The 18,509-nt window shown below is 37.4% G+C and carries 24 protein-coding genes; 17 read left to right on the top strand and 7 right to left on the bottom strand.

The window, feature by feature from the left end; genetic code table 11:
* Nucleotides 1-3: 3 nt before the first annotated feature.
* Genes CVS93_RS05955 through CVS93_RS05935 form a run of 5 tightly spaced genes read left to right on the top strand, consistent with a single transcriptional unit; the run spans nt 4 to nt 3,899 of the window.
* A complete protein-coding gene (locus tag CVS93_RS05955; RefSeq protein WP_107686948.1) occupies nt 4-1,029 on the top strand; it encodes a DHH family phosphoesterase in 1,026 nt (341 codons plus the stop codon).
* On the top strand, nt 1,026-1,253 hold the full coding sequence (locus CVS93_RS05950) for a hypothetical protein (protein WP_021089755.1): 228 nt from the start codon (nt 1,026-1,028) through the stop codon (nt 1,251-1,253). Before CVS93_RS05955 ends, CVS93_RS05950 begins: the two co-directional genes overlap by 4 nt.
* Nucleotides 1,254-1,262: 9 nt before the next feature.
* Nucleotides 1,263-1,673, top strand: a complete 411-nt coding sequence (locus CVS93_RS05945) for a tetratricopeptide repeat protein (RefSeq protein WP_107686947.1) — start codon at nt 1,263-1,265, stop codon at nt 1,671-1,673.
* A 16-nt stretch (nt 1,674-1,689) separates the two neighbouring features.
* Complete coding sequence (locus tag CVS93_RS05940; RefSeq protein ID WP_107686946.1) at nt 1,690-2,619, top strand: aspartate carbamoyltransferase catalytic subunit; 930 nt, start codon at nt 1,690-1,692, stop codon at nt 2,617-2,619.
* A gap of 2 nt (nt 2,620-2,621) precedes the next feature.
* Nucleotides 2,622-3,899, top strand: coding sequence for a dihydroorotase (locus CVS93_RS05935; RefSeq protein WP_107686945.1), 1,278 nt, complete (start codon nt 2,622-2,624; stop codon nt 3,897-3,899).
* A gap of 89 nt (nt 3,900-3,988) precedes the next feature.
* Here CVS93_RS05935 and CVS93_RS05930 read toward each other — a convergent pair whose 3' ends face one another.
* The 4 genes from CVS93_RS05930 to CVS93_RS05915 are packed head-to-tail and all read right to left on the bottom strand — an operon-like array spanning nt 3,989 to nt 6,944.
* Complete coding sequence (locus CVS93_RS05930; RefSeq protein ID WP_107686944.1) at nt 3,989-5,278, bottom strand: M28 family peptidase; 1,290 nt, start codon at nt 5,276-5,278, stop codon at nt 3,989-3,991.
* 16 nt (nt 5,279-5,294) lie between these two features.
* A complete protein-coding gene (locus CVS93_RS05925; RefSeq protein ID WP_107686943.1) occupies nt 5,295-5,552 on the bottom strand; it encodes a heavy-metal-associated domain-containing protein in 258 nt (85 codons plus the stop codon).
* Complete coding sequence (locus tag CVS93_RS05920; RefSeq protein ID WP_107686942.1) at nt 5,545-5,868, bottom strand: aryl sulfotransferase; 324 nt, start codon at nt 5,866-5,868, stop codon at nt 5,545-5,547. The genes CVS93_RS05925 and CVS93_RS05920 overlap by 8 nt, the downstream gene beginning before the upstream one ends.
* A complete protein-coding gene (locus CVS93_RS05915; protein WP_107686941.1) occupies nt 5,865-6,944 on the bottom strand; it encodes a transglutaminase-like domain-containing protein in 1,080 nt (359 codons plus the stop codon). The genes CVS93_RS05920 and CVS93_RS05915 overlap by 4 nt, the downstream gene beginning before the upstream one ends.
* A 92-nt stretch (nt 6,945-7,036) precedes the next feature.
* Here CVS93_RS05915 and CVS93_RS09825 point away from each other — a divergent pair, with 92 nt between their 5' ends.
* The 4 genes from CVS93_RS09825 to CVS93_RS05900 all read left to right on the top strand — a co-directional run bounded on the left by CVS93_RS09825 (nt 7,037) and on the right by CVS93_RS05900 (nt 10,055).
* Nucleotides 7,037-7,204 (top strand): hypothetical protein, encoded by a 168-nt coding sequence (locus CVS93_RS09825; RefSeq protein ID WP_002942642.1) that lies wholly within the window; start codon nt 7,037-7,039, stop codon nt 7,202-7,204.
* A gap of 1 nt (nt 7,205) precedes the next feature.
* Nucleotides 7,206-8,075 carry a tRNA 5-methoxyuridine(34)/uridine 5-oxyacetic acid(34) synthase CmoB gene (gene cmoB, locus CVS93_RS05910; RefSeq protein WP_234400101.1) on the top strand — a complete coding sequence of 290 codons (870 nt, stop codon included), beginning with the start codon at nt 7,206-7,208 and terminating at the stop codon, nt 8,073-8,075.
* Nucleotides 8,076-8,083: 8 nt separating this feature from the next.
* Nucleotides 8,084-8,617 carry a thioesterase gene (locus tag CVS93_RS05905; RefSeq protein WP_107686939.1) on the top strand — a complete coding sequence of 178 codons (534 nt, stop codon included), beginning with the start codon at nt 8,084-8,086 and terminating at the stop codon, nt 8,615-8,617.
* A 187-nt stretch (nt 8,618-8,804) separates the two neighbouring features.
* A complete protein-coding gene (locus tag CVS93_RS05900; protein WP_107686938.1) occupies nt 8,805-10,055 on the top strand; it encodes a major outer membrane protein in 1,251 nt (416 codons plus the stop codon).
* A 177-nt stretch (nt 10,056-10,232) separates the two neighbouring features.
* Here the strand turns inward: CVS93_RS05900 and CVS93_RS05895 are convergent, their stop codons facing one another.
* Nucleotides 10,233-10,835 (bottom strand): MBL fold metallo-hydrolase, encoded by a 603-nt coding sequence (locus CVS93_RS05895; RefSeq protein ID WP_107686937.1) that lies wholly within the window; start codon nt 10,833-10,835, stop codon nt 10,233-10,235.
* Between the two features lie 120 nt (nt 10,836-10,955).
* Between CVS93_RS05895 and CVS93_RS05890 the strand changes: the two genes are divergently transcribed.
* Genes CVS93_RS05890 through kdsB form a run of 6 tightly spaced genes read left to right on the top strand, consistent with a single transcriptional unit; the run spans nt 10,956 to nt 16,282 of the window.
* On the top strand, nt 10,956-11,693 hold the full coding sequence (locus CVS93_RS05890; RefSeq protein ID WP_103559984.1) for an NAD+ synthase: 738 nt from the start codon (nt 10,956-10,958) through the stop codon (nt 11,691-11,693).
* A gap of 10 nt (nt 11,694-11,703) precedes the next feature.
* On the top strand, nt 11,704-12,834 hold the full coding sequence (locus CVS93_RS05885) for a DegT/DnrJ/EryC1/StrS family aminotransferase (RefSeq protein ID WP_103583020.1): 1,131 nt from the start codon (nt 11,704-11,706) through the stop codon (nt 12,832-12,834).
* On the top strand, nt 12,827-13,747 hold the full coding sequence (locus CVS93_RS05880) for a tetraacyldisaccharide 4'-kinase (protein ID WP_107686936.1): 921 nt from the start codon (nt 12,827-12,829) through the stop codon (nt 13,745-13,747). The genes CVS93_RS05885 and CVS93_RS05880 overlap by 8 nt, the downstream gene beginning before the upstream one ends.
* A gap of 50 nt (nt 13,748-13,797) precedes the next feature.
* Nucleotides 13,798-14,112 (top strand): divalent cation tolerance protein CutA, encoded by a 315-nt coding sequence (cutA, locus tag CVS93_RS10105; RefSeq protein WP_107686935.1) that lies wholly within the window; start codon nt 13,798-13,800, stop codon nt 14,110-14,112.
* The gene (gene thrC, locus CVS93_RS05870; RefSeq protein ID WP_107686934.1) at nt 14,109-15,572 is read left to right on the top strand and encodes a threonine synthase; all 1,464 of its coding nucleotides are present in this window, start codon (nt 14,109-14,111) and stop codon (nt 15,570-15,572) included. Before cutA ends, thrC begins: the two co-directional genes overlap by 4 nt.
* On the top strand, nt 15,569-16,282 hold the full coding sequence (kdsB, locus tag CVS93_RS05865; protein WP_107686933.1) for a 3-deoxy-manno-octulosonate cytidylyltransferase: 714 nt from the start codon (nt 15,569-15,571) through the stop codon (nt 16,280-16,282). Before thrC ends, kdsB begins: the two co-directional genes overlap by 4 nt.
* Nucleotides 16,283-16,387: 105 nt before the next feature.
* On the opposite strand, the gene CVS93_RS09820 is transcribed toward kdsB, so the two are convergent.
* Nucleotides 16,388-16,561 (bottom strand): hypothetical protein, encoded by a 174-nt coding sequence (locus tag CVS93_RS09820; protein ID WP_199907239.1) that lies wholly within the window; start codon nt 16,559-16,561, stop codon nt 16,388-16,390.
* Nucleotides 16,562-16,807: a DNA-binding protein gene (locus CVS93_RS05860; protein WP_072594609.1), complete on the bottom strand. Its 246-nt coding sequence runs from the start codon at nt 16,805-16,807 to the stop codon at nt 16,562-16,564.
* A gap of 347 nt (nt 16,808-17,154) precedes the next feature.
* Between CVS93_RS05860 and CVS93_RS05855 the strand changes: the two genes are divergently transcribed.
* On the top strand, nt 17,155-17,949 hold the full coding sequence (locus CVS93_RS05855; protein WP_107687009.1) for an HrcA family transcriptional regulator: 795 nt from the start codon (nt 17,155-17,157) through the stop codon (nt 17,947-17,949).
* A complete protein-coding gene (gene grpE, locus CVS93_RS05850) occupies nt 17,946-18,488 on the top strand; it encodes a nucleotide exchange factor GrpE (protein WP_107686932.1) in 543 nt (180 codons plus the stop codon). The genes CVS93_RS05855 and grpE overlap by 4 nt, the downstream gene beginning before the upstream one ends.
* The last annotated feature ends 21 nt before the right edge of the window (nt 18,489-18,509 follow it).

The raw sequence follows: 18,509 nt of genomic DNA, 5'->3' as shown, positions 1-18,509 counted from the left end.
AAGATGAAAATTTATCACCTCTCACACACCGATCTTGACGGATACGGCGCGCAATACATAACAAATTTTTACTTCAAAGATGTGAAATTTTTAAACTCAAATTACGGCAGAGAGATAGATGATAAATTTGCTCAAATTTTAGCTGAGATAGATGCCTCAAACGATGATAAAAACATCATTTTGATTACTGATCTAAATTTAACTCTAGCCCAGTGCGAGAGCTTTACTGAGATGATAGAGGGTAAAAATATAAAGCTATTTTTGCTTGATCATCACCAAAGCGGTGCAGAGTGTGCTAGTGCCTATCCGTGGTATTTTTTGGATAGCTCAAGGTGTGCTACAAAGATCACTTACGACTTTTTTGCAGGAATTTTTGGCAAAAATAAAGAGCTTGAAATTTTTAGTGACGTCGTAAATGCTGTAGATATCTGGCTAAAAGATGATAAAAATTTTGAGATGGGCAAGGTCTGTTTGGGACTTGTTGCAAACGCTAAAGAGATAAACAAGGTGATGTTTGAAGTTGAAAACAACCTGTATATGGATCACGTCCTAAAAGAAGCGAGTAATTTTTTTAACGAAAAAAACGATTACATTGGGCTTGATATGCAGATACACGCCATCAAAAAGTCATTTTTCAAAGAGGATAAAGACGACACGCTAAGCAATCTAATCTCAAACTATGTCGTAAAAAAGCTTAGTGAAAATAAAGAGAAATTTAGCATAAGCTATAAAGATCATAAAGGAATTTTAACCTACAATATCGGCAACGTTTCGGTTATTGGCAACGATTTTTTAGTAGCAAATCCTGAATTTGACTTCTTTATCGACGTGACAAATAAAAAAACACTAAGCTTTCGCGCAAATGGCAAGCTTGACGTTAGCGCCATGGCAAAGCACCTAGTTGGCGGCGGCGGACACGTGAACGCAAGCGGCGGATTATTTGCAAATTTCAAAGATGGCTTTAGCTACGAGCCAATCAAAGCACAGATAGTAGATCTAATAACCAAAAAAATACAGGAGGAAATATGAAAGAAGAAGAGGTAAGCGTAGAAGAACTTAGCTATGAGCTTAGTATGGTGCTTGAGGCGATGTTTTACTATGCTGGAGTAAAAAAGGACAAGCTTGAAGAGGCGGCAAATCTCTATGTCGAGTGCATCGATGATGCGCTAGAAAACTCTGACGCTAGCGGAAGCGATGAGGTCATAGAGATAGTTGAATATATGAAAAAACATCATTCGAAATTATTTAAGTAAGGAAAGAAAATGAAGAAAATTTTAGTTTTAGTGGCAGCGGTTTTTGCGTTAAATGCTATGGCAAATGAAAATTTAGACAAAGCAAATGAGCTTTATGCAAAGAAAAATTTCAATGAAGCTTATCTTTATTTTAATAAGGCTTGTGGAGAGGGCGAGAAAAAAGCTTGCACGATGAATGCGATCATGCTATTTAACGGCGACGGCGTAGCAAAAGATAGAGTTCAGGCTGAGAAAATTTTTACAAAAATGTGTGACGAAAATGAGGGCATGGCGTGCGAAAAACTAGGTGAAATGATCGCTTATGGCCTTGTAAAAGATAAAGACGCAAACGAAGCAAAGAACGAAGAAAAAGCGAAGGCTTTATTTAAAAAAGCTTGTGATAACGGCTACCAACCAGCTTGCGACTTCGTAGCAAAATAAATTTAAGAGGCTTAAAATGGGCTACAAACATAAAGATTTGATAGGAACTAGAGAGCTTAGCAAGGAAGAAATTTTATATTTTTTAGAGGCGGCGAAAGAGTTTAAGGAGCTAAATTTAAGCCAAGTGAAAAAAAATGACTATCTTCGTGGAAAGACCACGATAAACGCATTTTATGAGAACTCGACTAGAACGAGGACATCCTTTGAAATTGCTGCAAAGAGACTTGGAGCTGATACGATAAATTTCAGCTCATCAAGCTCGAGTGTGACAAAGGGCGAAAGCTTAAATGATACGATGAATAACATGGCTGCTATGAGAACTGATATCATCGTGCTTCGTCACCCAAGCTCTGGAGCTGCGAAATTTGCAGCTGATAGGACAGAGGCTAGCGTCGTAAACGCAGGGGACGGCACAAATGAACATCCGAGTCAAGCTTTACTTGATCTTTTTACGTTAAGAGAGCATGGCAAAATTTTAGATAAAAACCTAAATGTGGCGATCATCGGCGACATCGCTAGAAGCCGCGTGGCAAGGTCTGACATCTGGGCGATGAAGAAATTTGGCATAAATTTAAAGCTCTTTGCGCCAAGGATGATGATGCCAAAAGATGCTGAGGTCTTTGAGTCTCAAATTTGCAAAAATATGGAAGAGGCTTGCGAGGGCAGTGATGTCATCATCATGCTTCGCATTCAGCTAGAGCGTGGCGGTGCGGACGTGGCGTTTCCAAGTTCGAGAGAGTACTCAAAATTCTTTGGACTAAACAAAAATAGGATAAAGCTAGCAAAGCCTGACGCGATCGTGCTGCACCCAGGACCGATAAATAGGGGCGTGGAGCTAAACTCAGACGTGGCTGATGGCGCGCACTCAGTCATACTAAATCAAGTAGAAAACGGCGTTGCTATAAGAATGGCGATACTAAATACGCTTGCAAAAAATAGGGGCTAACGATGAAAATAGCAATAATTAACGGCACTATCGTAAATAGCGACGAGAAATTTAAGGCAAATATCCTAATAGAAAATGGCAAAATAGCCAAAATCGGAAGTGAGAAATTTGAGGCTGAAAAAGTCATCGACGCCACAAATAAGCTCGTAATGCCAGGACTTATCGACATGCACGTGCATTTTCGCGATCCTGGCCAAGAGTATAAAGATGACATCATCTCAGGCTCGCAAGCAGCCGTAGCTGGAGGAGTGACCACCTGCCTTTGCATGGCAAATACAAACCCAGTAAATGACAACGCCTCGATTACAAGAGCGATGATAGAAAAGGCTAAAAACTGCGGACTGATCGATCTTTTACCAATCGCAGCCATCAGCAAAGGACTTAGTGGCAACGAGATCGTCGAAATGGGCGATCTTATAGAGGCTGGCGCAGTTGCATTTAGTGACGATGGCTTACCAGTGACTAGCTCAAGCGTTATGAGAGCGGCGCTTGAGTACTCAAGCATGTTTGGTAGCTTTTGCATAAGCCACTCAGAGGACTGCTCGCTTTGCAGGCAGGGCGTCATGCACGAGGGTAAGGTCTCAGCCATACTTGGACTTCGCGGCATGGCGAGAGAGAAAGAGGAGATCGCAGTGAGCCGCGATATGCTGCTTGCAAAGCTCACTAAAGCGCACATCCACATCGCTCACGTAAGCTCGGAGTACTCGCTAAAGATCATCGAAATGGGTAAAAAAGAGGGCATAAACATCACTTGCGAGGCGACACCACATCACTTTAGCTTTAGCGACGATGAAATTTTGAAAAATGCTTACGATACAAATTTCAAAATGTCGCCGCCACTTCGTGAGATAAGCGACGTAAAAGCTGTAAGAGAGGCGCTAAAAAGCGGCCTTATAGACGTTATCGCCACCGATCATGCCCCACACCACACGGACGAAAAGATAGTGGAATTTGACAAGGCGCCATTTGGTATCATTGGACTTCAAACCCTTGTGCCACTTACGCTAAAGCTCGTAAATGAGGGCGTTATAAGCCTAGAGCGAATGGTGGAGCTAACTTCTACAAACGCAGCTAAAATGCTAAATTTAAAAGATAAGGGCAGACTTGCAGAGGGTATGCTAGCTGACATCGCGGTGATCGATCCTGAGATCGAGTACATTTATGATGAAAAGATAAACCGCTCAAAATCGGTAAATTCTCCGCTTTTTGGTAAAAAACTAAAGGGCGCAGCGACTACCACGATAAAAAGTGGCAAGATCGTTTATGAGTTTGGAAAATAATATAAATTTGCTCGTTCTCAAGAGCAAATTCTAAATCTATAAAAACGCAGAATCAAAATTTGCTAGAAATTTCTAGCAAATTTTATTTTTTATGAGTTATATTTTTTAACGATACCGCGAACGACTTTTTCTATAAAAAGCGCAGATTCAACCTCGCAGCATTCTCTTGTTGAGTGAGGTGAATGGATGTTTGGCCCTATTGAGCAAGCACTAAGACCCGCTTTTTTCTCCAAAAGCACGCCACATTCAAGTCCAGCATGCACAGCTGTTATCCTTGCATTTGGCTTATAAATTTTTAGCTCTTCTAGGATGTCGTTTGCAAATTGATCATTTATAGGCTTCCATGCTGGATTTCTATCTTTGCTTATGACGTTAAAGCCAAGCGTTTTTGCAAGCTCTGAAATTTCAAATTCCATTCTATTTAGCCCATCTTTACTCATTGATCTTGCAAAAAACTCCACTTCAAGTGTGCCATCATCTTTGATCTTTGCAAGTGAGAGATTGACACTATCTTGTGGTATGCCTAGCTCGCAGTTATAGGCTCTTACACCTTGTGAAAATGAGTTAATAAGTGCTAAAATTTTCTCGCCGTTTTCTAAAATTTCATCTCCAGTGCCAAGCTTTTTCACGCTTAAATTCTCACACTCGCTTTTTAGTTCTTTATCGCTTAAAATTAGCGCAGTTGCGCCGCTTGGGATAGAGTTGCTTCGCTCGCCACCTTCAAATTTAACAAGCTTGCAGCCATTTTTTGTCACAAATGCCGCCAAAACCTTGATCGCATTTGGGATATTTTTATGTATCTCGTTGCCAGAGTGTCCGCCAGGTAGGCCGCTTACTTTTACCTCATAAAGCGTGCTCTCTTTTGTCTTTTTGCTATTAAGCGCAATAGTAGCAAATAAATTTACACCGCCAGCACAGCCGATAGTGACGCGGTCGTCTTCTTCGCTGTCTAAATTTAAAAGTTTATTGGCTTTTAACTCGCCACTAAAGCCAGTGGCTCCGATCATGCCGACTTCTTCGTTGTTTGTAAAGAGGCACTCAATGTCGTCAAATTCGCTTATCATCTGCATCATGATAGCCACGCCGATGCCGTTATCGGCACCTAAAGATGATTTTTTAGCCCTCATGTAGCCATCATCACCGTAAACTATTTCGATCTTTGGAGCATCGCCCATGCAGACCATATCGTAGTGGCTTTGCAAGCAAATTTTTGGCTTACCTTTAAACGCATGAATGTTGCCAAATTTATCGACTGTAACCTCACAGCCCTTATCTTTTGCATAGCTAGCTAGAAAATCACGCATCTTATCAGTCTCATAACTGCAGTGTGGTATCGCAGCAAGTGTCTCAAATTTCTTTAAAATTTCACTATTTGACATATTTGCCTCCGTAAATTTATTTTATCTCGCCCTTATAGCCAGTCGCATCGACTGCTTTTAAAAGCTCTTTTTCATCGAGCTTATCATCTGCTATAACGACAGCTTTTCGCTCTTTTAGCGATACATCTGCCTTTTTTACGCCATCAACGCTAAGAGTAGCCTTTCTTACTATTGCCGTGCAAAGCGGACAGTGCATGCTGGGTACAGAGATTTCTATCTTTTTATCAGCATAGCTTGCTGCTACTAAAAGGGCTAAAACTAAAATTTTATGCATAAATTTCTCCTAAAAGCTCTGGGTATGTAAGGAGTAAAAGCAAAATTACTCCAAAAAGTATATATATAATTATCCATTTTTTCTTTTTGTAGCTTAGGTTGCAGCTTTTTGGCTTGTAAAATAGAGCAATGCCTGAAATCACAAAGCAAATGACCGCCACGACGCTTAAAGGGACGCGGTACTCGTATAAATTTTGTGTCCAAGATAGAAATGAAAAAGAAGTGCCAAAAAGCAAGAAAAGAAGTGCCGGCAAGCAGCACAAGGTAGCACCGATGGCGCTACCTATGGATGTTAGTATCAGCCAAAAGGCTCTCATTTTAGCTCTGTTGAGACGTAGTCGTAGCTAAATTCTTTTGGCGAATAGTAGTTTTGTGTGTTGCTATCAACCTCAGCGTATGGATAGCCAAAGTTGTTTAGCGGAGTTTGCTCTGGAGTTGGTTTTAAGATAAAGTCGCGGCCATAGTTAAAGCCTATCCAGCACATCTCCCAGTTGCCAAAGCAAAAGTCTCTAACAGCTACGATCTTAGCATCGTCGTTTGTTAATTTCTCACCAAGTCTAACCTTTGTGACGTCTGCTGGATCAACTGGTATCCAACCATAGCCTTTTAAGTAAAACTCAGCCCTGCAGTGCTGTCCGCCTGAAATTTTAGCTACGCCATCTTTTGCGCTACCCATTTGATCTGAAAATCTAGACTGACCAACTCTAATGCCAAAAATTTCTCTTGCTGGGATGCCAACTGATCTGCAAAGTCCCACAAAAACTGAGTTTATATCGGTGCATTTACCAACTAGCTTGCCACTTTCCAGGATCGCTCTAACATCGCCCGTGCCACATCCAAGGACACTGTTATCACGCTGCATAGTGTTTGCAACCCAAGTATAAATAGCCTTTGCACGCTCCAAATCGCCTTTAGTATCGCCGATAATCTCTAGCGCTTTTGCTCTTACGACGCCGTCAGTTGGGATGTGTGAAGTTGGTTTTAAAAATTCCAAAACAGCAGGATCAACCTTCTCGTTTGGATCGTAATTTACCTTGCTAAAGTCAGTATTACGCTCTGTTGTTTGAATTTTAAACTGCACATTTAAGATAGGTCTTGGCTCGTTTTCTTCAAAATCAGCATACATTGTAGGTATTAGCGTATCTGAAATATAGATGTTTTTAGCGGTTGTGTTTATGACGTAGTCTTGGGTTAGTTGCTGATAAGTGGTGCTTAGTGGAAGGGGTAGCCAAATTTTTGAGCTTTTGCCTTTTTCGAGCAGCTGGTGTTTGAAATTTACATCGAAATTTCTAACAACTAGATTTGCTGGCTCATCGCTAGCTAAACTAACATTTGGAAGCAGACTCGCTGCACCTAAAAGACTACTGAATTTAAAAAAATCTCTTCTTTGCATAAAATGCCTTTTTGCTTAATCTTAGCCAAACTTGGCTCTAAAACTGCCTGCTATTCTAGCATAAAATTTTTATTTATGATAAAATCCGCCACATGAAAAAGATTATATTTTTAGGCTTTATAGCGCTATTTTGCAATGGTTGTCTTTATATGAACGAGCGTGGAGTTTCGACTCAATATTATAATGATTGTAAAGAGTATTATGACGCGACTGGCACCTACCAAAAAGAGTGTCCGCACAACATCGTCGACTGGAAATAGCGTGGATCTTAGTAAATTTAATGAGCAGCAAAAGCAAATTTATAATAGGATAGAAAATTTAGCAAATTTTGACTGCGAGCTTGAGCTAAAAGATAGTGTAAATGTGAAATTTAAAAATTTAAATAAAGCCGGAAAATATGAAATTTATGATCTGGCCCTTAGCCTAAAGCCTTGGAGAAAAGGGCCATTTTTACTTGATGATATATATATAGATAGCGAGTGGCAAAGTTTTATTAAATTTAATATCCTTGCCCCACACCTAAATTTAGCTGGAAAAAGCGTGGCTGATGTTGGTTGCAATAACGGCTATTATATGTTTAAGATGCTTGAGTACGATCCAAAAAGCATAACTGGCTTTGATCCTAGTGTGCATACATATTTGCAGTTTGCTTTTTTAAATAAATTTATCCGCTCAAATATCGCTTACGAGATTCTTGGGGTAGAGAGCTTGCCTGAATACGCAGCGAAATTTGACATCATTTTTTGCCTTGGCGTGATATATCACAGAAGCGATCCTATTAAGATGTTAAAAGAGCTAAAAATGGCTTTGAATCCTGGAGGCGAGCTATTTTTGGATACTATGTATATTGACATGGATGGCGATTTTGCGCTGAGCCCAAAAGATAGATACTCAAAAATTCCAAATATCTACTTTGTACCGACTCTCTCGGCATTGCAAAACTGGTGCGAGAGGGCTAAATTTAAAGATTTTACCCTACTCGAGACAAAGGTGACTGATCTAAATGAGCAGCGAAAAACGCAGTGGATAGACGGCGAGAGTCTTGGAAATTTCTTAGATTCAAATGACAGTACAAAAACAATCGAGGGCTATCCAGCCCCAAAAAGAGCATATGTTAGAGTTAAAATTTAAGGATAAAAATGGCAGAAGAAAATATCTATGATACAAAAGATGAATCGCAAATAATCTTACCAGAAGATGAAAATCCATTAAGAAACGAGATCAAAACCGCTCCACTTACAAAGCTAAATTTTAGTGGAACGGCATTTTTACTTGAAAAAAATCACGCAAAGACTAGATTTTTTACTACGGATGATATGGTGTGCGATACTGAGGGGCTTATTCATAGCGGATTTATTTTTATGGGCGCAAATCATGCTGCCCTTTTAGCTATTAATGAAGAATTTTGCGTTAGTATCGGGGCTAGGATAAATTTCTTTGGACCGCTAAAGCTTGGCGATGTAGTGGAATTTGACGCTCAAGCAAGATTTGAAGAGAGTAGAAAAAGAGAAGTGAAAGTGCTTGGATACGTTAAAGATATAAAAATTTTTGAAGGAGTATTTCAACTTGTCACACTTGAAGAGCATATCTTCTTGGCTCAACAAAAAAATATCCAAAAAGAAGCTGCTATAAGGCAGAAAAAAGAACGAGAAGAAGCTAAGGCTAATAGCTAAAAGTAAGTAAAAATTTTTGATTTTTAATCCCAAATAAAATGAAATTTTAAAAAGACAATCTTTATCTCATTATCCTATTTTGGTAAATAATTGGTAACATTTTTTAAAATTTTAAGGAAAATTAAGCAATAAAATTAATTTTCTATGATAATATCCTTTCAAAACTTTTTATCAAAAGGAGATTTAGATGAAACTTACAAAAGTTAGCTTAGCTGCTTTGGTTGCTTTAGGTGCATTTTCAAGCGTTGCAAGTGCAACTCCACTTGAAGAAGCTATAAAAAATGTAGATCTTTCAGGATTTGCAAGATATCGTTATACAAATGATAGTACTAAGAAAACTACAGCTGATACTGTAAAGGGTAATAGTGCTGGTCATGCGTTTAGAATGGAGACAGCATTTAAAGCTGCGATAGACGATAACTTCTTTGGTGTTTTAAGACTAAGATATTCTGCCACTGATGATTCAGGCGATAAAGTAGCAACTGGTACAGATAAAACAAATACAACAAATTCTTTTGGTGTATATGAGATGTATCTAGGATACAAAGTATCTAACACTACTATTACAGCTGGTAAACAACTTATCAAAACTTTCTATGATGATGGTGATATAGCAGCTACTGGTCTAAAAGTGGTAAGTACAGATGTATCTGGTCTTACTTTAACAGCTGCTGCTTATGATGCCATAGAAAACAATAGTGATGAAGTAGATGGACCTTTCCTAAAAGAAGTAACGGATGGTACAAAATTCCATGACGCTCCTGCTAACCTTTATTATCTAGGTGCTGTTGGTAGCTATGATCCAGTATCATTTAAGGTGGCTATTGCAAATCTACAAGAAATTGCAACACTTTATGGTGCTGAAGCAGCATTTAGTTTTAATGTAACTGACGATATAAATCTAAACCTAAAAGGTCAATATGTTTATAGCGATTCAGATCACAAAAAAGTAGCTGATGCTGATTTTTGGGCTGTTCAAGCTGGAACGAAACTATTTGGTGCTAAATTTAATGCTGGCTACTTAGAATTTGACGCTAAAAATAAAGATAATGATGCTAGAAATAGTGGTAAAATCGCATTTACATCAATCGATGCAAATGGTCAGCTAATCAACCCAGCTAAAATACTAAATAGCGTAATGAGTGGTGGTGGCAAACAATACTACAATAATATCAAAGGTGACAACGATTACTGGTTTGTTAATGCTGGATATGACATAGATAAATTTGGTCTTGGTGCTGGCTATACTCAAGGTAAAGGCACAAGCTATGCTCTTGATAAAGAGAGAGCAAAAAGAAATGAGTGGTATACACAAGCTAGCTATAAATATAGCAAAAAGCTTAATTTCTTAACTTGGTATGCAGCTGCTAAAGATAAAAAAGATGGTGAAAGCTTTAAACAAAATCGTATAAGATTTGAAGCAAAATATAGCTTCTAAAACATTATATCCGAGCGAGTTTTCGCTCGGATCTTTTTAGAATTTAAAATAGACCCCATACAAAATTTCTCTATCTTTTTTGATCGATCCTTAGTTTTATAAAAAAATATAAATTTTTAAATAGTGATTAAGTGTGTTCTAGAAGTTTGAAACTTGAAATTAATACCACCTAAATTTTTAGCTATTTTTTACTATATCTATCCAACAATCAATATTGTTTTGCTCGGCCTTTAGTGTACTGCCTTCCCCGTGTCCCGGATAAAGCGTGAAGTTACCTTTTAAATTTTTACACTTTTCTAGACTTTTTAACATTTTATTTTTATCTGAAAAAGGAAAATCCCAGCGTCCTATGCTTCCTCTAAATAAAAAATCCCCACTAAACATCATGTCATCTATCTCTATCATCGAGCAGCCTGGTGTATGTCCTGGAAAATGATGAAATTTGATGCAAAAATCATCAATGTTAAAATTCTCATCATTATCAATCAAAACATCCGGAGTAAAAGTACTTTTCATATAACCAAAAATATCACTCTCACACATGAAAGCATCAAATTTGTTAATATAAACTGGAATTTCTAGCTCATCTTTTAATTTACCAGCATCAAAAATATGATCAAAATGCCCGTGAGTGCAAAGGATGGCTTTTAAATTTTTAGCATTTTGTAAAACCCATTCTTTTGCCCCGTCTCCTGGATCTATCACTAAAGATGAGTTATCTTTTGTAACTATGTAACAATTAGTGCCAAAATCTCCAAAACTTTTGTGCATTACTCTCATTTTTTACCTTAAATTTATTATTTCTTAAAATTTTACATCTTTTTACTTAAACTTAAAGAAAAATTTTAAATTCACTTAGTATAATTTTTGCAAAAGGAAGCAAATCTAGGCAAAGGAAGAATGAAGGAGTATCAAAAGATCGAAGAAACTTTAGTTTTAAGCTTAAAAGATAAAACTAAAGATAAAAATTTGTTGTTGGGTGTTAGTGGAGGTATTGATTCTGCTGTAGTAGCGACTTTGTGTGCAAGAGCAAAACCAAATGAAACTCATGCACTCATCATGCCAACAGCATCATCAAACAGACAAAATATGGACGATGCCTTAAATTTATGCGAAAAATTAAACATAAAATATAAGGTTTTATCCATAGAGGGCATTTTAAATGCCTTTTACGAAACGATAGATGTAAATTTAAGCAATTTAAGAAAAGGGAATTTAGCAGCTAGAGTTAGAATGAGCTTGCTTTATGATTATTCATCTAGTATAAACGCTCTAGTTATCGGAACAAGCAACAAAAGTGAGCTTATGCTTGGATACGGTACGATATTTGGGGATTTAGCATGTGCAATAAATCCTATCGGAGAGCTTTACAAAAGTGAAATTTTTGAATTTGCAAAACATCTTGGGGTTGATAAAAATTTTATTGACAAAGCACCTTCGGCTGATTTGTGGGATGGACAAAGTGACGAAGGCGACATAGGTTACAGTTATGCTGTTATTGATGAGATTTTAGAAAATTTAGAAAATAACAAGGAGCAAGTCATCAAAAAGTTCGGATTAAAAGCAGTATCGGATATAGAAAATAGAGTTGTTTCAAACAGGTTTAAACGACAAATGCCGTTGATAGTGAAAATTTAAAGGATTAAAGATGAGAGAGATTCCGTTTTATAGACCAACTATCACTGAGCGTGAAAGTGAGCTTATTGAAGAGGCTTTGCACTCTGAAAATACTACTAATATCGTTGCTAGATTTGAAGAAAAGTTAAAAGAGTATTTTGGTGCAAAATTTGTAGTTACCACAAATAATATTGCAGCCGCACATCACTTGGCACTAAGCGCGCTTGACACTAAACGCGGAGATAAGGTCATTTGCTCCATAAATGCCTTTCCTAGTATTGCACAAGCTGTTAGACATTTTGATGCTGAACCTATTTTTGTGGATGTTGATGAAGAAGATTTTAACATCTGCCCAGATGCCCTTGAGAAAGTACTAAAAGAACAAAATCACAAAAAATTAAAATGTGCTTTTATCTCTCATATCGCAGGTCAAAGTGCTAGGATGGATGAGATAACGGCGGTTTGTGAGAAATACGGCGTAAAAATTTTAGATGATGCAAATCGCGGTATGGGCTTAACATACAATGGCAAAAAAGTTGGCTCAGACTCCTTTTTATCATGCTTTCAAACACATTCGCGTGTGCAAAATCCTATATCAACGGTTGGATTTTTTACGACAAATGATGAGGAAATTTATAAAAGAGCAAAACTACTTCGCAACTATGCTCTTGTAAATGGCATTGATAAATTCGGTAGCTTGAGTTATATTTATGATGTCGTTGATATTGGCTTAAAGTATGATATAAACTCGATAAATGCAGCATTTTCTATTGCGCAGCTAGAAAGAACAGATAAGCTCATACAAAGAAGACAAGAGATCGCAAAAATTTATGATAAAGAGCTTGGCGAGTGCCACAATATAACAATCCCTGTTAAAAAACGTGAGCATATTTACACTCAGTATATTATTAAGATAAACAAAAATCGTGACGGCTTTGCCAGAGAGCTTTTAGAGCATGGCATTCACACATCATTGCACTACATACCGATACATTTACTAAGCTATTACAAAAACAAATATTCGCTTAAAGTAAATGATTTTCCAAATGCTTTAAAAAATTATCAGCAAGTGTTGTCATTGCCTATTTATCATAGTTTGAGTGATGAAGAGGTGCAATACATCTGCAACAAAGTAAAAGAAATTTCTAAAACTCGTGTTTAAGAAATTAAATATTTTCTTGCATTCTTGGGCGAATGACTACTTTTTTCGCCCAAATTTCTTTCAAATTTTACTAGCATTTTTACTTTTGCCATTAAGTTTTATCTATTTTCTTATTGTTGTGCTTAAGAAATTTACTGCTAGAAAAATAGACTTTGGCATAAAGGTAATAAGCGTTGGAAATTTGACCCTTGGAGGAAGCGGAAAGACTCCACTTTGCGTGGCAATTGCTAAAAATTTCGAAGGTGCTTTTATCGTTCTTAGAGGCTATAAAAGAAAAAGCAAAGGCATGCAAGTTGTCGCTCGAAATGGCGAAATTTTACTTGACGTAGCAGCAAGTGGCGATGAAGCGATGATATATGCTACAAGCCTTAAAAACGCAAATGTGATAGTAAGCGAAGATAGAAAAGTAGCTATAGACTACGCCAAAACCCATGGCGCAAAGTATATTTTGCTGGATGACGGATTTTCTAAATTCGACATAGCCAAATTTGATATTCTAGTACGCCCAAACCCAGAGCCAAGACTAAAATTTTGCCTACCAAGCGGAGCTTATAGGTATCCGTTTAGCTTTTATAAATTTGGTGATTTCATCGCATGTGAGGGGCAAACTCACTTTAGAAAGAGCGAAATTTTAAACAAAAGCGAAAAAATGGTGCTAGTAACCGCCATAGCAAACCCAGCCCGCCTTGAAGCATTTTTTAGCGAGTGCGTGGGGCAGGTCTTTTTCCCTGATCACTACGACTTTTCAAAAGAAGAGCTAAGTGAAATTTTGCAAAGTTACACTGCCACCTCGCTTTTGATGACGCAAAAGGACTATGTAAAGGTAAAGGACTTTGGGCTGAGAGTTTCGCTTATCACGCTTGAAGTTACGCTAAGTGAGGAGTTTAAAAAGGTTTTGGCGCAGCAAATTTAAGCCCATTTTGTTATAATGAGCCACTTTTTAAAAGGAAAATTTAGATCAAAATGAGAATTTTAATCACCTCAATCGCAAAGAAAAAAGAGGCAAAAAAACTAAGCAAAAAGCTCGTGAAAAAGGGACTTGCAGCTTGCGTGAGTAGCTTTAGCGCAAAGAGCATTTATCTTTGGCAAGAGAAGCTTTGTGATGAAAAAGAGCAAATTTTACTCATAAAAACGGACGCGAAATTTAAAAAAGTAGCTAAATTTATAAGAAAGCACCACAGCTACGAAACCCCAGAAATTTTGGCGCTTAAGCCAAAAGAGGTTTTTAAAAAATATGAAAATTGGATAAAAAAATCAACCAAAAAAGGCAAAAAATGAGACTAACCCCAACTAGAAGCGTAAAAGATGAAAAGATAAAAAATGTAAATTTAAGCACAGCCATGCTTAGCCCAAGCTCTGCTCACGGCGGACTTTACGCGCCAAAGAAGCTTCCAAAAATAACAAAATCAAAGTGGCAAGAGCTCTCACAATTAAGCTACGAGAAACTCGCACTTTATATCATATCACTATTTAAATTTGATGTGCCAGAGGCCTTTTTCAAAAAAGCGGTCAAAAGATACACAAGCTTTGATGATCCAAAGCACCCAGTCATTTTAAAAAAAATAGATAAAAATTTATACGTAAATGAGCTATATCACGGTCCAACGAGGGCATTTAAGGATATGGCGCTTCAGCCCTTTGGCTCGCTGCTTAGCCAACTAGCCAAAGAGAGGGGTGAAAGATACCTTATCATGTGCGCAACTAGCGGTGATACGGGCCCTGCTACACTTCAAACCTTTGCAAACGACGAAAATATCAAGGTCGTCTGTCTTTATCCAGACGGCGGCACGAGCGAGGTTCAAAAGCTTCAAATGCAGACCATGCAGGGTGAAAATTTAAAGGTTTTTGGCATAAAAGGCGACTTTGACGACGCTCAAAGGGCGCTAAAGATGCTACTTGCAAATGATAAATTTAAGGCTGAGCTTAAGAAAAAGCGCCTTAAACTAAGCGCGGCAAACTCGGTAAATTTTGGCAGAATTCTCTTTCAGATCATCTACCACGCCTATGCCTACGCAAATTTGCTAAAACAAAAGGCGCTTAAGGCAAACGAGAGCTTTGACATCATCGTACCAAGTGGAAATTTCGGCAACGCTCTTGGGGCATATTACGCTAAAAAAATGGGCGCAAAGATCGGCAAGATCAAGATCGCTTCAAATGCAAACAACATCTTGACGCAGTTTTTCACCACTGGCATTTACGACCTCAGGGATAAAAAGCTGGTTAAGACGATAAGCCCTGCCATGGACATTTTGATCAGCTCAAATGTCGAGCGTTTGCTGTTTGATAAATTTGGTAGCGTTAGAACAAATGAACTCATGCAAAGTCTTGCAAAAAATAAATTTTATAAGCTTAGTAAGCAGGAGCTTGAAGCGTTAAAAGAGGACTTTGAGGCTAGCTGGTGCGACGATAAGGAGTGCGAGGCATACATCGCAAAGCTCGCAAAGGGCGGCTACGCGATCGATCCGCATACGGCTACTTGCTTTAAGATGGTGGATGCTGGCCGCGTAAACGTCATCACATCGACCGCGCACTGGGTGAAATTTACGCCAAGCATGATCAAGGCGTGCCAGATCAAAGATACAAAAGATGAAAAAGATGCGCTCGCAAAGACCGCTAAAATCTTAAATGACAGCGTGCCAAGCTCGATAAACTCGCTATTTAGCGCGAAAATTTTGCATAAAAGCATCATAAAAGAGGACGAGATTGAAAAGTGCGTCCTAGAATGGATCGAGCGATGATAATCATCCCAGCTCGCCTTGCTTCAACAAGGTTTAGTAATAAAATTTTAAAAGAGATAAATGGCGTGCCAATGTTTGTGGCAACGGCTCTTAGAGTAAGTGGCGTGGATGATGTGGTGGTTGCTGTGGACGAGCCAAGCGTGCTAGATATCGCCAAAGCTCACGGCATAAAAGCGGTGCTAACTAGCAAAGATCATCAAAGTGGGACTGACAGGATAAACGAAGCGGCGCAAATTTTGGGACTAAGCGAGAGTGAGATCATCATAAATGTTCAGGCCGATGAACCATTTATCGAGCCTGAAAATATCGCCAAATTTAGAGCATTTTGCGAGCAAAACAAGGGGAAAGCCTTTATGTTTTCTTGCTATAAAAAGATGGACGATGAGTTTGCGGATGATAAAAATTTAGTCAAAGTGGTGGCTGATTTTGAGGGGTATGCACTTTACTTTTCAAGATCAAGGATACCATTTAACAGAAGTGAGTGCAAAAGCTACAAGGCTCACCTTGGCATTTACGGATACAGCGTAAAAAGCCTAAAAGAGTTTTGCGCTCTTATGCCTTCAAGCCTTGAAAATACTGAAAAGCTTGAGCAACTCCGTGCCCTAGAAAATGGCAAAAAGATAGCGATGCTAGAGGTTGAGAGCCAAAGTATCGGCATCGATAGCGAAGAGGACTACCAAAGAGCGTTAGCTAAATTTGGTAAGAAATAAGTCGGCAAATTCTCTTTAAATAAAGTCAATATTTAAGGAGAATTTATCTAAATTATTAATCTTTAAATGCAGTAAAAAATATTTTTCTACTCAAATAATATAAAACTAATTTTTCTTGATTCTTATTTTTTTAATTCTGTCTTTAACTACGTAAAATTTTAAAATCGCACTCGAGTAAAAGTCTTTATAGAAACCTAAAAATTTAGGCTCTTTCTTAGTGCAGATAGCTGCAAACACGCTCTCAAGGTCTATTCTCTCTTTTTGTGTCAAATTTTCCATCTATTTTCCTAATAACTTTCTCATCTTATTGATAACAAATAATATTTCATCGTCGTCAAGCTCACAAAGAAGTTTGCAAACTGCAGCAGCAGCTTGTGGCTTTGAGTTGCCAAGCCTCCAATCTTGATACGTTCTCATTGGCACACCAAGCTCTTCTGCCATTTTTGCCTGTGAAATTTTCTTACCGATATTTTTTGCCTCAACTGCATTATGAAGCAAATTAAATATATCACTTGTTTCAATCATTAAAGTATTATACGGATTATTTTATTAAATATACATAAAATAATATATAAATAATAGTAATACGTATAAATAAATTAAAATATATTATATATTATACTATAAAACATTATATTAATACGTAAAAACATATAAAAACATTAGAACATAGAGGCAATATAAAAGACTTTTAAATTTGTTTAATTATTTTTTGTAATTTTATTTTCGGAAATGCTTATACAATTAATATTAAATAAGCTTAGTTATATAGACTAAAGATACATAAATAAATTATTTTAACTTAAATACTTGACATTAATAAACTAAAGTTGTATAATCCACTTAGCAATTAAAAAGAAAGAGTGCTAAAAGTGAGTAAAACAAATAAACGTGATTTGATACTAAATTCTATCATCGAGGCTTATTTGCAGGACAATATACCTATTGGTTCAAATGAGCTTGGCTCTCGTATGAGCGCGGCTATTCCGGCTTCTACGATACGTGTTTATTTTAAAAAGCTTTCAGACGAAGGCGAGATCACCAAGCTTCATATAAGTGGCGGTCGGATACCAACAATCGCTGCGATGAGAAGGTATTGGAGTGAAATTTTTACTATAAGTGATATAAATCTGGAGATAAATGATGCCGAAGAACTGAAAAAGTTATGCGATGAATTTGAGCTTTATTGTATGATTTTTGGCACGATCGATAAGGAGTTGCTAGAAATTTTAAATTTAAACGATAGATATATGATCTTAAATTTTGGCGAAGATGAGATCGTTATTAAATTTGATGCTAGGACGTATAAATTTTTAAGTAATCTTGCTGGAGTTAGTTTAAACAAACTTGAGCTTATCTGCTCTCAAGTTGGTTTAAGCGAACTAAAAAGTAAAATAAGAGAGCTGAAAAGGACTAAAATCTACTTCCAAGAAAATGAAATTTTAGCCTTTGATATGTTTAAGGATAGACGTTTTAAGATGGTTTTTGACCCAAGTTTTAGTCTGCAAATGGATGAAAAACTTACATTTTCTCCTATGTTTGATGAAAATTTTATGGGTCTTAAATTTAATGCAAACTACCTTGGTAGTGAATCTCAGATGATCTGTGCTGGCAGTATTTATACTGACTATGTGAAATTTCTAAATCTAATAAAGGAGGCCGCGTGAGCGAGGAAATAAAAGAACAAAACACACCGGAAACTGAACCTGTGCAAGAGCTAGCTAGTGATAGCGTAAATTTTGACGCACTTGGTGATATTTCAAAGGTTGAAAAGCTCGAAAAAGAACTTGGCGAGATCACTGATAAATATTATAGAGCAAATGCTGAGTTTGAAAACATGAAAAAGCGTTATGAAAAAGAGAAGTCAGACATTGCAAATTTTGCAAATGAGAAATTTGCTAGGGACTTGCTTCCGGTTATTGATGCGCTTGAAATGGCAGCAAATTTTGACCCAGAGGATGATGAATTTGCCAAAAAGATAAAAGAAGGTGTTTTGATAACTATAAATCAATTTAAAAAATGTTTTGAAAAGCATGGTGTGGTCGAGATCTCTACTGACACTGAGTTTGATCCAAATGTTCATAATGCGGTATTAAGGGTCGATAGCGAGGAGAAAGAGAGTGGTCAGATCGTGCAGGCTTTACAAAAAGGCTATTTGATAAATGGTAGGGTTTTGCGCCCAGCTATGGTCAGTGTAGCAAACTAAATTTATAAAAATAAAATCTAA

It is taken from the genome of Campylobacter concisus (assembly GCF_003048535.1).
In the GTDB taxonomy this organism is placed as follows: domain Bacteria; phylum Campylobacterota; class Campylobacteria; order Campylobacterales; family Campylobacteraceae; genus Campylobacter_A; species Campylobacter_A concisus_S.
Note: the sequence above shows the minus strand (reverse complement) of the source record. Positions and strands in the feature narration are given on the sequence as shown.